At 56.2% G+C, this 14111-nt stretch carries 13 protein-coding genes; 5 read left to right on the top strand and 8 right to left on the bottom strand.

Annotated elements, in window-relative coordinates; all coding sequences use genetic code 11:
- Nucleotides 1-44: 44 nt before the first annotated feature.
- Together rpoH and ACTG4M_RS05275 are read left to right on the top strand one after the other, a co-directional pair.
- Nucleotides 45-941 carry an RNA polymerase sigma factor RpoH gene (rpoH, locus tag ACTG4M_RS05280; protein WP_439122592.1) on the top strand — a complete coding sequence of 299 codons (897 nt, stop codon included), beginning with the start codon at nt 45-47 and terminating at the stop codon, nt 939-941.
- 91 nt (nt 942-1032) lie between these two features.
- Nucleotides 1033-2007 carry a Gfo/Idh/MocA family protein gene (locus ACTG4M_RS05275; protein ID WP_439122591.1) on the top strand — a complete coding sequence of 325 codons (975 nt, stop codon included), beginning with the start codon at nt 1033-1035 and terminating at the stop codon, nt 2005-2007.
- Between the two features lie 93 nt (nt 2008-2100).
- Here the strand turns inward: ACTG4M_RS05275 and phaZ are convergent, their stop codons facing one another.
- On the bottom strand, nt 2101-3381 hold the full coding sequence (gene phaZ, locus ACTG4M_RS05270; RefSeq protein ID WP_439122590.1) for a polyhydroxyalkanoate depolymerase: 1281 nt from the start codon (nt 3379-3381) through the stop codon (nt 2101-2103).
- A gap of 111 nt (nt 3382-3492) precedes the next feature.
- Between phaZ and ACTG4M_RS05265 the strand changes: the two genes are divergently transcribed.
- The 3 genes from ACTG4M_RS05265 (at nt 3493) to phaR (ending at nt 6620) form a co-directional block, all read left to right on the top strand.
- Nucleotides 3493-5286 carry a PHA/PHB synthase family protein gene (locus ACTG4M_RS05265; RefSeq protein ID WP_439122589.1) on the top strand — a complete coding sequence of 598 codons (1794 nt, stop codon included), beginning with the start codon at nt 3493-3495 and terminating at the stop codon, nt 5284-5286.
- A gap of 138 nt (nt 5287-5424) precedes the next feature.
- Nucleotides 5425-5874, top strand: coding sequence for a phasin family protein (locus ACTG4M_RS05260; protein ID WP_439122588.1), 450 nt, complete (start codon nt 5425-5427; stop codon nt 5872-5874).
- Nucleotides 5875-6041: 167 nt separating this feature from the next.
- Nucleotides 6042-6620 carry a polyhydroxyalkanoate synthesis repressor PhaR gene (phaR, locus tag ACTG4M_RS05255; protein WP_439122587.1) on the top strand — a complete coding sequence of 193 codons (579 nt, stop codon included), beginning with the start codon at nt 6042-6044 and terminating at the stop codon, nt 6618-6620.
- Nucleotides 6621-6661: 41 nt separating this feature from the next.
- Here phaR and ACTG4M_RS05250 read toward each other — a convergent pair whose 3' ends face one another.
- The 7 genes from ACTG4M_RS05250 to ACTG4M_RS05220 all read right to left on the bottom strand — a co-directional run bounded on the left by ACTG4M_RS05250 (nt 6662) and on the right by ACTG4M_RS05220 (nt 14087).
- Entirely contained in the window at nt 6662-7966 is a 1305-nt protein-coding gene (locus ACTG4M_RS05250; protein WP_439122586.1) for an NAD(P)/FAD-dependent oxidoreductase, read from the bottom strand.
- Between the two features lie 100 nt (nt 7967-8066).
- Nucleotides 8067-9431, bottom strand: coding sequence for a glutamine synthetase family protein (locus ACTG4M_RS05245; RefSeq protein WP_439122585.1), 1365 nt, complete (start codon nt 9429-9431; stop codon nt 8067-8069).
- Entirely contained in the window at nt 9428-10111 is a 684-nt protein-coding gene (locus tag ACTG4M_RS05240) for a type 1 glutamine amidotransferase (protein ID WP_439122584.1), read from the bottom strand. Before ACTG4M_RS05240 ends, ACTG4M_RS05245 begins: the two co-directional genes overlap by 4 nt.
- A 62-nt stretch (nt 10112-10173) precedes the next feature.
- Entirely contained in the window at nt 10174-11508 is a 1335-nt protein-coding gene (locus ACTG4M_RS05235; RefSeq protein ID WP_439122616.1) for a glutamine synthetase family protein, read from the bottom strand.
- Nucleotides 11509-11589: 81 nt separating this feature from the next.
- Entirely contained in the window at nt 11590-12396 is an 807-nt protein-coding gene (locus tag ACTG4M_RS05230; RefSeq protein ID WP_439122583.1) for an ABC transporter permease, read from the bottom strand.
- Entirely contained in the window at nt 12393-13277 is an 885-nt protein-coding gene (locus ACTG4M_RS05225) for an ABC transporter permease (RefSeq protein WP_439122615.1), read from the bottom strand. Before ACTG4M_RS05225 ends, ACTG4M_RS05230 begins: the two co-directional genes overlap by 4 nt.
- Nucleotides 13278-13358: 81 nt before the next feature.
- On the bottom strand, nt 13359-14087 hold the full coding sequence (locus ACTG4M_RS05220; protein WP_439122582.1) for a transporter substrate-binding domain-containing protein: 729 nt from the start codon (nt 14085-14087) through the stop codon (nt 13359-13361).
- Nucleotides 14088-14111 lie beyond the last annotated feature (24 nt).

The raw sequence follows: 14111 nt of genomic DNA, 5'->3' as shown, positions 1-14111 counted from the left end.
CCCAAATTGGATGTTAAACCCGTAAACATTGGAGGGACAAGGGTATGGCCAATTACGCGAATCTCCCGGCCCCGTCACCGGAAGCCGGACTGAGCCGATACTTGCAGGAGATCCGGAAGTTTCCGCTTTTGGAGCCAGAAGAAGAATACATGCTCGCCAAACGGTGGGTCGAGCAGGAAGACACGCAAGCGGCGCACCAGATGGTGACAAGCCACCTGCGTCTCGCGGTGAAGATCGCGATGGGCTATCGCGGCTATGGTTTGCCGCAGGCCGAAGTGATTTCCGAGGCGAATGTGGGTCTTATGCAGGCCGTCAAACGGTTTGACCCGGAAAAAGGCTTCCGTCTTGCGACCTATGCGATGTGGTGGATCCGGGCATCAATCCAAGAGTACATTCTGCGGTCGTGGTCGCTGGTCAAGCTGGGCACAACCTCTGCACAGAAGAAATTGTTCTTTAACCTGCGTAAGGCAAAATCCCGCATCGGGGCTCTTGAAGATGGTGATCTGCGCCCTGAACATGTGGCCAAGATCGCGCATGATCTGGGCGTGAACGAGGACGAGGTCATTTCCATGAACCGCCGTCTTTCGGGTGGTGATGCGTCGTTGAATGCGACCGTCGGATCCGAGGGTGAAGGCACGATGCAGTGGCAGGACTGGCTTGAGGATGAGAGCGCAGATCAGGCCACGGATTATGAAGAAAAAGATGAGTTGGATGCACGACGGGCGATGTTGGTGCAGGCGATGGATGTTCTGAACGATCGTGAAAAGGACATTCTGACCCAGCGGCGTTTGGCGGAAAAGCCGGTCACGCTTGAGGAATTGTCCGGCCAGTATGACGTGAGCCGCGAACGTATTCGCCAGATTGAAGTTCGGGCGTTCGAGAAGCTGCAGAAGCGGATGCGCGATCTTGCGAAAGAGCAGGGGCTTTTGCCCGCCAACTGATCTTCGACATCTTTTTGGATCGAATAGCGCCGGGCCTGTGCCCGGCGTTTTTTCGTGTTAGGCGTGGGCCAGCAGGTCAGAGGAGGCATTCATGTCAGATGTTCGTTGGGGAATTCTTGGAGCGGCCAAGTTTGCGCGAGAGCAGATGGCCCCGGCCATTCACGCGGCAAAGCGCTCAAAATTAGCGATGCTGGCGACCTCTGATCCGGCCAAGGCGGCACCGTTTCAGGCATTGGATACCGGCCTGCAGGTGGTCGATAGTTATGATGCCGTGCTGGCGGACCCAGATATTGACGCGGTCTACATTCCGCTGCCCAATTCCTTGCATGTCGAATGGACGCGCAAGGCGTTGGAGGCGGGCAAGCATGTGCTTACCGAAAAGCCGATTGCGATGCAGGCGGATGAGATCAACGCATTGATCGCGTTGAGGGACCAGACCGGGTTGGTTGCGGCTGAAGCGTATATGATTGTGCATCATCCGCAGTGGCACCAGGTCCGCGATTGGGTTCAGGCCGGCGCAATCGGGGAGTTGCGCCGGATCAATGCGACCTTCACCTACGACAATTCGAGCGATCCGGGGAACATCCGCAATGCCGTTGCGACCGGTGGTGGGAGCTTGCCGGATATCGGTGTCTATACTTTGGGATGTGCGCGTTATGTGACCGGGCAAGAACCTATAGAGGTTTTGTTTGCGGACATCCGGCGCGAAAATGGCGTCGAGGTTCGTGCCGAAGCGATTGTGCAATTTGAGGGATTCACGCTGACTTCGCTTACGTCAATGCGGATGCTGCGCTATCAGTCGGTGACCTTTCAAGGGACCACCGGGGTCATAGAGGTGCCGGTGCCGTTCAATCCTTTGGGCTATGGTGATGCCGAGGTACGGTTGATGCGGGCCTCTGGTCCGGTTGAGGTTTGCCGATATCCGGGAGTAAACCAGTATGTGCAACAGGTTGAAGCGTTTGGGGCAGCTGTGCGCGGAGAAGCGGCTTATCCGTGTCCATTGGAATTCAGCCAAGGGACACAAAGCTTGATCGATATGATCTGGGCGGCGGAGCGCAAAGTTTGATTTAAAGGCGGCCCAGCGTTTACGTAGTCTTGGGACTTTGAGCGCTTAGCGGCCAAAACGAAATAGGGCCGATCCTCGGATCGGCCCTTATTCTTATGCGGCGTTGGTGTTCGCCGGTTTTGATTTTTTTGTCTTGGGCTTGGCACCCGCGTTGCTGTCGATGAAATCAAGGACCAGCGGGCGGATGTTGTTGCGCCAGCTTTTGCCCGCGAAGATGCCGTAGTGCCCGGCGCCGGGCTCAACATGGCTTGCTTTCTTGTCGTCTGGCAGGCCCGTGCACAAACCCAGGGCGGCAATACACTGACCAGGGGCCGAGATGTCGTCATTTGCGCCTTCGACAGTTTTCACGGCAACCTTGGTGATTGCGCCGAAATCGACCTTGTGACCGTTCACCACAAATTCGTTCTTCGCGATCTCGCGCTTTTTGAAAATGCGATCCACCGTCGACAGATAGAATTCTGCGGGCATGTCCATGACAGCCAGATATTCGTCATAGAAGCGGTTGTGTGCATCGTGATCCGACGCCTCACCACGCATGACGTTCTGGATTTGGTTCGAGAACGCGTCGCCGTGACGTTCGCCATTCATGGAAATGAACGACGCCAGTTGTAATAGACCTGGATAGACCATGCGACCGACACCCGGGTACTTGAACCCAACGCGCTGGATCATGGTTTCCTCAAGCTGGCCCATTGTTACGCGTGCGCCGAAATCGGTCACGTCTGTGGGTGTTGCATCCGGATCAACCGGGCCACCGATCAGGGTCAACGTCCGTGGCTGTGCGTCCGGGTCAAGCTCAGCCAGATAGGCTGTGGCAGCAAGGGTCAATGGGACAGGCTGACAAACGGCAACCACGTTGGTTTCCGGTCCCAGTTCGCGCATGAAGTCCATGAGGTATAGGGTGTAATCCTCAACATCAAACTTGCCTGCACTGACAGGAATGTCGCGGGCATTGTGCCAATCCGTCACGTAAACTTCGCAGTTCACGATTAGGGATTTGACCGTCGAACGAAGGAGCGTTGCGTAGTGACCCGACATTGGTGCCACCAGCAAGATCTTACGCGGCTGTTCTTCGCGTCCGACCACGTCAAAGTGGATCAAATCACCAAAGGGGCGTTCGACTATAGTCTTAACCTCGACAAGGTGATCCTTGCCGTCCTCGTGGGTGTAGGTGCGAATCCCCCAGTCGGGTTTGACGACCATGCGTTCGAAAGTGCGTTCTGTGACTTCCCCCCACGCGGCCATCCACTGAATTGCCGGGTTTGGCATCATCGACCAAGCCGGATAAGAGGCCATAGTGCGGGCGGTTGCCCCAAGCCATTGATTTGTATTGCGAAACGTTTCCATGAGATCGTATGTCATCATGTAGCGCATAGAGGCCTCTCCTTAATCTCGACCCGGCGACCCGGGCCAATTCGTCGCTTTGCCTCCCACCGCAGGCGACTGTATTCTGCATGGCAGCATGAATAGGGGGGAAAATTGGTCATGACAACTAACGACGTTGCCGCACCAGAAATGAGCGCGGGACTTGAGGCCAATTTGCAAAAGATCGAGACGCTGACGCAGCGGCTCATGACGGCCCTGTCCAGCAAAAAGCAAATCAACCCGGCACTGCATGCGCCAGACACCATGTTGTTTGGTCAGGCCATGCAGGCATATTGGCAGGAATGGCTGCAAAACCCGGCCAAGATCCTCGAACATCAGATCGAGTATTGGGGCAAATCGGTCACGCATTACGTTGAAGCGCAGCGTGCTTTGTCTAAAGGAAAACTGGAGGCGCCCGAAGATCCGGGTCCCAAGGATCGCCGGTTCAAGAACCCGATGTGGGATGAGCACCCTTATTTTAACTTTATCAAACAGCAATACCTCATCAACGCTGACGCAATCCGCAATGCTGTGGACGATATTGAGGACATGGACGCGACGGAGAAGCGTCGGTTGCGCTATTTCGCGCAGCAGATCGTGGATATGTTCGCGCCGACCAACTTTTTGGCGACCAATCCAGATGCCTTGCAGAAGGCGCTTGAAACGGAAGGCGAAAGCCTGGTCCACGGCCTTGAGAACCTTGTCTCGGATTTGGAAGCCAACAACGGTGAACTCGTTGTGCGACTGGCCGACGAAGGTGCGTTCGAGATCGGTACCAACATCGCGACGGCAGAAGGCGAGGTGATTTATCGAAATCACATGATGGAAGTCATCCAGTACAAACCGACCACCGAAAAGGTGCGCGAGACGCCGATAATTCTGTTTCCGCCATGGATCAATAAATTTTACATTCTGGACCTTAAGCCAGAGAATTCGTTTATTCGCTGGGTGGTGGATCAGGGGTACACCCTGTTTGTGGTAAGCTGGATCAACCCCGATGAGAGCTATAAGGATGTCGGCCTCGATACCTATATCGAGGATGGCTACCTTCGTGTCATCGACGAAGTGAAATCGATCTGCGGTGTCGAGAAGGTCAATGCGATCGGCTATTGTATCGCAGGCACCACGCTGAGTCTGACCCTGTCCCTGCTCAAACAGCGGGGCGACAAGTCAATCAAATCCGCCACCTTTTTTACCACGCTGACCGATTTTTCGGATCAGGGTGAATTCACGCCGTTCCTGCAGAATGACTTTATCGACGGTATCGAAGAAGAGATCGGTGATACCGGTATTCTCAAGTCATTCATCATGGCCCGTACGTTCAGCTATTTGCGGTCGAATGACCTGATCTACGGACCGGCGATCAAAAGCTACATGATGGGGGAAACGCCCCCGGCCTTTGACCTGCTGTACTGGAACGGCGATGGGGCCAACCTTCCCGGGCGGATGGCGGTGCAGTATCTGCGTGGCCTGTGCCAGTCGAACAAGTTTGCCGAGGGTGAGTTTGAATTGATGGGGCATACGCTCAGTCTTAGGGACGTTGATGTGCCGCTGTGTTCGATCGCTTGCGAGACGGATCACATCGCCGCCTGGAAGGACTGCTATAACGGGGTTCAGAAAATGGGGTCCAAGTCCAAGACCTTTATCGTGTCCGAGTCGGGCCACATTGCTGGAATCGTCAATCCACCATCCAAGAAAAAATACGGTCACTACACGAATGAAGACCTGTCTCTGCCGCCCACAGACTGGTTGGCGTCGGCCGATTTCACTGAAGGATCGTGGTGGCCAGTTTGGGAAAAATGGATCTCTAAACGTTCGGGTAAATGGATCAAGGCACGGGAAATAGGTGATAAATCGCATCCGTCCTTGGCTCCGGCACCGGGAACATACGTGTTGATCAAGGCCCGGGCCTAAGCTTGGAATTGACGCTACGAAAAGAATTTTTGCTGCAGTGCAGAAAAAACTTGAAATGCTGCGATGCAGCATGTAGATAAAGCTCATCTGCAAGACACAGCGGGGTGGGCCCGCCGAGCAGGAAAAGGATTTGAGACAATGGCTAAGACACCCGACATGACAGCGACCATGAAAGAAATGATGGGCGCGTTTCCGGTAGACACGAAAGCAATGGAAGATGCTTTCAAAACAACAGCAACTCTGAACGAGAAGCTGTCCACTGTTGCGATCGAAGCGGCTGATAAGTCGGCTGAGATTTCCGCAAAGTGGACCAAAGACACGCTCGCCAAGCTGAGCGACATGTCCAAAGCAAAGACAGAGCCTGCTGATTACGCAAAAGCAATGACCGATTTCGCTTCCGCTCAGGCTGAAGTTGCTGCCGAGAACATGGCCGCATTCGCCGAGATCGCGAAGAAAGTTCAGATGGACACAGTTGAGCTGATGATGGCCGCTGGCAAAGACATCTCCGAAGATGCAACTGCCGCAGTCAAGAAAGCAACAGCTGACGTGACAACAGCTGCCAAGAAGGCAACTGCTGCTGCGAAGTAAGCTTTAAGGATTAGCGTTCTCTCCTCCCAAATTGGAACGCTATATTCTGGCCGGGCTCCTTGTGAGTCCGGCCTTTTTTTGTTTTGTGAAGATGTCAGCAATGCTTTCTTTTTGTGCTGCATGTGCGTAGGCTGCAATGCAGCAAAGTATTCCGGGGAGGGGACACCTTGGCCGAAGACCAAAAACCGCTACTAATCAAGCGCTACGCGAGCCGGCGTCTCTATAATACCGAAACATCCGATTATGTGACATTGGAAGATATCGCTGGGTTCATTCGCGGTGGTCGTGAGGTCAAGATTGTCGATCTTAAATCCGGGGATGACCTGACGCGTCAGTACCTGTTGCAGATCATCGCAGAGCACGAAAGCCGTGGGGAAAGCGTTTTACCTACCAATGTGCTGAACGATCTGGTGCGCAGCTACACCACCACTGCGACCAGTGCGGTGCCGCAATTCCTTGCGGCAAGCTTTGAGATGTTCCGCGACAGCCAATCCAAATGGATGGAAAACATGGGCAAGACCAACCCTATGTCGGGCGTTCCGGGGTTTGAGGCCATTCAGGCGCAGCAAGAAGCGTTTCTCAAGGCGATGACTGGTGGGATGTCTGCGAATTGGTCGGGGCCTTCGCCGGATGAAAGCGAAACGCCCGGCGCCTCGCCAGAGGCGGGGTCGGACACTGACGACCTTGACGCGATCAAGACACAGCTGGCCGAGCTTCAGAAAAAACTGTCGAAACTCGACAAGTAATCCGGCGCTCGATCTTGTGTGGGGCGGCTTTGAGACTGGGGTCAAATACCCAACCGGTCGCGCATCGCGTACCACGTCATGGCCAGCGATAAGATCGGTGTGCGCATCAATCCGCCACCGGGGAATGGCGTGTGAGGGATGGTGTTGAAGGCAGCAAACCCTTCGGACGGGCCGCGCGTTGCTTCGGCGAGCAGCTTTCCGGCCTGAATGGCGTTGCCGACGCCGTGGCCGGAATATCCGGAGGCTGACAGGATATTGGGCCGCACGCGGGCGAGATAGGGCATGCGTTTGATCGTGATCGCCAGCGTGCCACCCCAGGCATGGTCGATCCTCACATCGCGCAGATGCGGGAAGATCGTGGTCAGCGGTTTGCGAACCAAGGCGGGTATATCTGACGGGAACCGGTAGCCATATGTCTCACCACCGCCGAAAATCAGACGCTTGTCGTGACTGAGCCGGAAGTAATTGACGACAAAGCGCGAATCCGCGACAGCCACATCCTGCGTCAGCACACGAGCGGCTTCGTCGCCTAGGGGTTCGGTGGCGACTACGTAATTGTTGATCGGCATGACGCGCGACGTGACCTGCCGGTCAAGCCCGCCCAGATATCCGTTCCCGGCCAAGATCACGTGATCCGCCACCACATGACCTGCATCGGTACGAACGGTGACCGTGGTTCCGTGTTTGACCTCGTGCACATGGCTCCGTTCGTGGATGCGGACGCCCGCCTTTGCCGAAGCCTCGGCCAGCCCAAGCGCCAATCGCAAGGGGTGCAGGTGGGCCGCCCCCATATCAAGCGTACCGCCGACATAATCGGGCGATGGGCAAAGCGCATGAAACGCATCTTTGTCGAGTGGCTTGATCTGGTCATAGCCGTACCGCGTGTTCAGATGGGCGGCATAGTCATGCAGGTCGGCCACATCGGCAGGGCGCGACGCAGCCCATGCGATGCCATCTTTGAGGTAGCAATCGATATCATACTTGGCGATCAGGCCGCGCACCAAATCTTTTGCGTCTTCGCCCAGATCCCACAAATAGCGCGCGGCATCATCGCCCACCATCTTCTCAAGCGTGATTTGATCCTGCCGTTGCCCGGATCCAAGCTGCCCGCCATTGCGACCGGAGGCTCCAAAACCGACACGATGCGCATCCAGCAGAACAACATCCGCGCCCATTTCCGCCAAGTGCAACGCGGCCGACAGGCCTGTATACCCGGCCCCGATAATACAGACATCGGCGCGGTTTTCGCCCTGCATGGGCGCAAACGGTTTTAATGGCGTTGCGGTCGCGGCGTACCAGCTTTGCGGATACTCCCCGCGTTTGTCATTGCTGAACAGAAGGTTCAAAGTGCGATCCTGTGCTTCTTTGGTTCATAATACCTCGGGGGGATTGGGGGGCTGGCCCCCCAACTGATCGGACCGGCGCAGCCGGTTCGATGTCCATTGATCAGACGTTCAACAACAAATGCTCGCGTTCCCACGGGCTGATGACCTGCAAAAACTCTTCGTATTCGGTGCGTTTCACGATGGAATAAACGCGGCAAAAATCTTCACCCAAAATCGAATGCAACTCGGTTGCCTCTTCGAATAGTTGCAGTGCCTGACCCAAGACCTGCGGGATATCTGCCTCGCCCTCATACGCGTCTTTCTTGAGCGGTTTGGATGGCCATTTTTCATTCATCAACCCAAGATAGCCGCACGCCAACGAGGCTGCGATACCAAGATAAGGATTGCAGTCCATGCCGGCCAATCGGTTTTCAACGCGGCGACTGTCTGGGCCCGACAGGGGAATGCGGATGCCGGTTGTGCGGTTGTCCCGGCCCCAAGCCAGGTTGATCGGTGCCGCGTGTTCTTTGACATACCGGCGGTAGCTGTTCACGTATGGGGCCAGCACCGCGATCGCGGCAGGCGTGTAGGTTTGCAACCCACCGATGAAATGGAAGAAGGCATCTGTTTCCCCGCCTTGTGGTCCGGAAAAGATGTTTCTCCCGGTTTCCATGTCCATGATCGAATGGTGGATATGCATGGCGCTGCCTGGCTCGTTCTCGATCGGTTTGGCCATGAACGTGGCAAAGCAATCGTGCCGCAATGCGGCTTCGCGGATCAGGCGTTTGAAGTAGAACACCTCGTCAGCCAGCTTGACCGGGTCGCCGTGGAGCAGGTTGATCTCTAATTGTCCGGCGCCCCCTTCCTGGGTGATGCCGTCAATTTCAAAGCCTTGTGCCTCTGCAAAGTCGTAGATGTCGTCGATCACCGGCCCAAATTCGTCAACCGCGGTCATCGAATAGGCCTGACGCGCCGCGGCAGGGCGACCCGAGCGGCCCATCATCGGCTCAATAGCTTTGGCCGGATCAAGATTGCGGGCAGTCAGAAAGAACTCCATCTCGGGGGCAACGACCGGTTCCCACCCCTGATCATGGTAAAGCTGCACCACACGTTTGAGCACGTTGCGCGGTGCATAGGGAACTGCATTGCCCTTGCGATCATAGGCGTCGTGGATGACCTGTAACGTCCAATCGCCTGTCCAAGGGGCGGCGGTGGCGGTGCTCATGTCGGGCTTCAGGATCATGTCGCGTTCGATAAAGCCGCCATCGTCTTCGTCGGCGGCTTCGCCCCAATCGCCAGTGATGGTTTGAAAAAAGATCGAATCTGGCAGGTGAAAGTACTCCTGCCGCGCGAATTTCGACGCAGGTACCGCTTTACCCCGAGCAATGCCGGGCAGGTCGGCAATGATGCATTCGACCTCGTCCAACCTGCGGCCTTCTAGGAACGCGCGGGCCGAGTCCGGGAGGCTGTCTGTCCAGTCGGTCATGCGAGAGTCCCTTCGAGGAAAAATTTGGCGAATTGATCGGCCATGCGGCCATTGTCGAGCGGTTGGCCCATGCGGGACTTGGCGTCCTGCATCAGATCATCAGGAACCACACCCGGCCCGCGTGTTTCGATAAGGCCTTTGATGAAGTCGTCCCCGTATTCGGGATGCGGCTGCACGGTGAAGGCTTTGCCAGGATAAAGCAGGGCTGCATTGGCGCAATGAGTGCCGCTGGCCAAGACCTGTGCGCCTTCGGGCGCGGTGATCACCTGATCCTGATGCCAAGCGTTGATGGTCATGCTGTCGCCGCCGAAATCATAGGTTTGCTGGCCGACGACCCAGCCGCCTTCGTATTTTTCGACCTTTCCGCCAAGAGCCTGCGCGATGATCTGGTGGCCGAAACACACTCCAATCAATGGACGATCAGCTGCGACGATATCGCGGATCAGTTGTTCCAGTGGCGGTATCCAAGGGTGATCCTCGTACGCGCCGTGCTTTGATCCTGTGATGAGCCAGCCATCGGCGTCCTCTGGCCCGGTTGGAAAGACGTTTTCAACCACCGACCAGCTTTCAAAGGTGAAGCCCTTGTTCGACAGCAGACGTTCGAAGAATCCGGGATACTCGCCGAACGTGCCTTTAAGCTCGTCCGGTGCCAGACCCGTTTGCAGAATTCCGATTTTCATGAGGCACCAAGGTGTTTGTGGCCCTAAGCTATGCGCTTGCCCAGCGGCGGGCAAGGTGTGCTTCAGACCGTGTCGAGGTATATTTCGACCCGTTCGGCCGGGGTGAGTTCGTCCATGTAATGGCGTTCCTGCTTTTTGGTCAGGACAAGGTTGCGGATCATCTCTTCGTGGAAGATTCGCGGGATGATCTTACTGTTCTCGAACGCGGAAATCGCCGGGGCCCATTCGCTGGGAATGCGCGGCAGGTCAAGCGCGTAGGCGTTGCCCTTGACCGGATCGGGCGGCGCCTTGCCGTCTTCAATGCCGGTCAATGCCGCACCAAGAATCGCAGCCAGCGTCAGGTAGGGGTTTACATCGCCACCTGCCACGCGGTGTTCAATGCGGCGCGCGGACGTGCTGCCCGACGGCACGCGGATCGCGGCGGTGCGGTTTTCATATGCCCACGCGATGCCGGTAGGCGCGTGCGCCTCGGGCACCAGACGATCATAGCTGTTCCAATGCGGTGCAAAAAGCAGCGTGCTGTCGTACATGCCATTCAGACAGCCTGCGATTGCGTGGTGCAGCATGTCGGTGCCTTTAGGACCGCCGTCGTCGAAGACGTTCTTGCCGTTTTTATCGAGCACCGAAAAATGCGTGTGCATGCCCGAGCCGGAATAGTCCGGATAAGGTTTCGCCATGAAAGACGCTGCAAACCCATGGCGGCGTGCCAGGCCCTTAACCAGCATCTTGAAGAGCCATGCGTCATCTGCTGCGCGAAGGGCGTCGTCGCAATGCATCAGGTTCATTTCGAACTGGCCCAGACCAGCCTCGGAAATCACCGTATCAGCAGGGATGTCCATCGCCTCGCAGGCGTCGTAAAGATCGGTGAAAAAGCGGTCGAACTGGTCGATCAGTCGGATCGACAGGATCTCGCCCGCCTTGCGGCGCTTGCCCGACCGGGGTGATGCGGGCACCTGAAGATTGCGAGTGCTGTCATCAATTAGAAAAAACTCAAGCTCCATCGCAACCACCGGGGTCAGACCGCGAGCTTTGTAACGTTCGACGACGGCATTCAGTGCGTGGCGCGGATCGCCCTCGTAGGGCTCACCGGTTTCGCGGAACATCCACAGGGGGAGCAATGCGCTGGGCGCCTCAAGCCACGGCATTGGTACGAAGCCGCGCCCGGTGGGCCAGAGCACTCCATCAGCATCACCAGCCTCGAACACCAGAGGGCTGTCGTCGATGTCTTCGCCCCAGATATCAAGGTTCAGAACTGACAACGGAAACCGTGTGCCGCCATCAAGAACCTTGTCGGCAAAGCGCGCGGGCACACGTTTGCCACGCGCCTGACCATTAAGGTCGGACGCCGCGACGCGAATGGTTCGGACCTGCGGATTTTTGCGAAGCCAGTTGCGAATATGGGTGTCCATTTGGGTGCCGTTTCGAAATTTGATCAAATTTAGAAATACCCGTTTGCATAGGCGAATGGCAAGGGTTCGTTAACGGATAACGTTTAGCTTGAGCTTCATCTTGGTGCGCGCTTCTTGCGGAAGGTGGCGGTTGAGGCGGCGATTGATCAGGCCAAACAAGCTGATGATGAGAAGGGTCAGAATGATGAAATAGAAGGCCAGAATTGGATATGGAATGAACGGATTGAACGTCTTGTCAGCAAAGAAATTCGCGTAATACAGCGCGTCTCCCCGTTGTTGCCATGCGGGAAAGCCTGAAAAGTAGACCAGCGTGGTTGCATGGAAGAGAAAGATCGCCTCGTTTGTGTAGGCAGGCCACGCAAGCCGCAGCATGGTGGGCCATGTGACCCGTTTGAACCGTGCCCAGCCGATCATACCATAGGCGTCGGCTGCTTCGATGTCACCGCGCGGAACAGACTGTAGTGCGCCGTAGAAGATTTCTCCGGAATAGGCCGCAGTGTTGAGGAACAAAACGATTAGCGCTCCCAGCCATGCGGCGGTGAACGGGTCAAAGATCGGTGAGACCGGTTTGAGTGAAAGGAATAGGAAATAGGCAAAGAAGAACTGGATAAAAAGCGGCGATCCGCGAAAAAGGAAAATGAACCACGCACTGGCTTTGCGCAACAGATAGTTGTTCGATGCCTTGCCCAAGGCCACCCCGGTGGCAAGAAAGAAGCCCGCGCTAAGCGCCAGAACGCCGAAATAAATGTTCCACAACATGCCAGACCCGATCAGGGTAAACTGCTGGCATAATGTGAAACCCTCGCGCGGTAGAACTCGTTCGCCAATACCAATGGATCGCAAACCGTAATCGGCGATGGTTTCCCAGCAGCTCATGCTGCAGCCTTTCGCTGTGCGTCGCCGCCCATAGTGGCCTGTCCATGCGTGAGCTTCAGCATCAGCTTGTCGAGTACGATCTCTGACACGCGCGTAAAGGCGAGGTAGAAGATCAACAGCCCGAGGAAGTACCACATGCGCCAGTCGGGATGCGGATAATCGGTAAAGCGTGGTGTCTTCGCACCGCCCAATTCGCGGGCCCAGTAAACAATGTCCTCAACGCCAAGCAGGAACAAAAGCGGCGTAGCCTTGATCAGTACCAGCCAAAGGTTGGACAGGCCGGGCAGGGCAAAGACCCACATCTGCGGGACAAGGATGCGCCAGTAGACTTGTCGGCGTGACATGCCGTATGCCTCGGCCGTTTCCAACTGGTTGTGCGGTACGGCTCGCATGGCGCCATAAAGCACATTGGCTGCGAATGCTCCAAAAACAATGGCGAAAGTCAGGACTGCAAGGAAGAAGCCATAGGTTTCATGGACCCATTGCGGCGCATTGTTCATCGGCAGTTTGGCGATGTCGCAGACAACAAAATCATTGCCTTGCCAGATGCTGTCGGTCCAGCCCGGGCATTTGATTTCGTGGCGGACCCATTCGAAAAAGATATCGAGCGCCAGGACGAAGAAGAGGAAAAAGGCAATGTCCGGCACACCGCGCACGATGGCAATATAGCCTTTACCGAACCAGCGGATCGGCGCGATTTTCGAACGTGCAGCCGACGCTCCGCCAAAGCCGAAAGCCAGAGCCGTGGGGGCAGTGATTGCAAGCAAAAGCAAGACCGTGCCGAAGGACCAATAGAGGCCCATATGTTTTCCGGTCGTCAGATAGCACGCCATCCACTGGAAGGTGCCGAGCGTATCCGGATCTGTGCAAAAGCTGAAAATGGCGCGCCTCTGAGGAGGTGGGAGTGAGTTTATCCGGCAAGATGAAGGGAGCAGCGTACCGCTCCCTTCATGGGTTTGTTCTTAGAAGGTTGCCGATCCTGGCAGCCATTTTTCGATCAGCGCGTTAAGTGAGCCGTCCGCTTTCATTGAGTCGATGGCTGCGGTGAACTTGTCGCGCAATTCGGTGTCGCTTTCGCGGATGCCCATGCCGATGCCGCCGCCCAAAAGCACGTCATCGCCAACGATGGCGACATCAGCGTTTTCTTCCGCGATCGGGGACAGATATGCTTTGTCGGCCAAAACCGCATCTGCCTCACCACTACGCACGGCGGCGATGGTTTCATCAGGCGTCGCGAATTCGACCAGTGTCGCGCCGGAGGACGCGATCTGTGCTGCCTGAATGGTGCCAGCCTGCGCCGCGATCACGCCGCCTTCAAAATCGACATCCGCGCCATCAAGGGCGAGGTAAGCGGAGGGGTCAGGTTGGGTGTAGTTTGCAGTGAAATCAATCACTTCATCGCGCTCTTCGGTGATCGACATGCCCGCGATGATGGTGTCGTAGTTGCCAGCCACGAGGTTGGGAATGATGCTGTCCCATTCGTTGGTGACCCATTCGCAGGTCAGTTCGGCGCGCGCGCACAGCTCATCGCCAAGTTCGCGTTCAAAGCCGTCGACTTCGCCATCGTCGTTGATGAAGTTATATGGAGGGTAGGCACCTTCGGTGCCCAAACGGACAACAGAGTGGCTTTCGGCAAATGCCATCGAGGCAGTCAGCGCGAATGCGACTGTGCCGAGGATGATCTTTTTCATTGGTAGGTTCTCCCGGTTTCTTAA

Source organism: Marivita sp. (genome assembly GCF_965656765.1).
Lineage (GTDB): Bacteria > Pseudomonadota > Alphaproteobacteria > Rhodobacterales > Rhodobacteraceae > Marivita.
Note: the sequence above shows the minus strand (reverse complement) of the source record. Positions and strands in the feature narration are given on the sequence as shown.

Bases quoted from the DNA above. Each gene is read 5' to 3' on its own strand.
- rpoH (WP_439122592.1), top strand. From the start codon at position 45: ATGGCCAATTACGCGAATCTCCCGGCCCCGTCACCGGAAGCCGGACTG.
- ACTG4M_RS05265 (WP_439122589.1), top strand. From the start codon at position 3,493: ATGACAACTAACGACGTTGCCGCACCAGAAATGAGCGCGGGACTTGAG.
- ACTG4M_RS05230 (WP_439122583.1), bottom strand. From the start codon at position 12,396: ATGAGCTGCTGGGAAACCATCGCCGATTACGGTTTGCGATCCATTGGT.
- ACTG4M_RS05240 (WP_439122584.1), bottom strand. From the start codon at position 10,111: ATGAAAATCGGAATTCTGCAAACGGGTCTGGCACCGGACGAGCTTAAA.
- ACTG4M_RS05260 (WP_439122588.1), top strand. From the start codon at position 5,425: ATGGCTAAGACACCCGACATGACAGCGACCATGAAAGAAATGATGGGC.
- ACTG4M_RS05245 (WP_439122585.1), bottom strand. From the start codon at position 9,431: ATGACCGACTGGACAGACAGCCTCCCGGACTCGGCCCGCGCGTTCCTA.
- ACTG4M_RS05220 (WP_439122582.1), bottom strand. From the start codon at position 14,087: ATGAAAAAGATCATCCTCGGCACAGTCGCATTCGCGCTGACTGCCTCG.
- phaZ (WP_439122590.1), bottom strand. From the start codon at position 3,381: ATGCGCTACATGATGACATACGATCTCATGGAAACGTTTCGCAATACA.
- ACTG4M_RS05275 (WP_439122591.1), top strand. From the start codon at position 1,033: ATGTCAGATGTTCGTTGGGGAATTCTTGGAGCGGCCAAGTTTGCGCGA.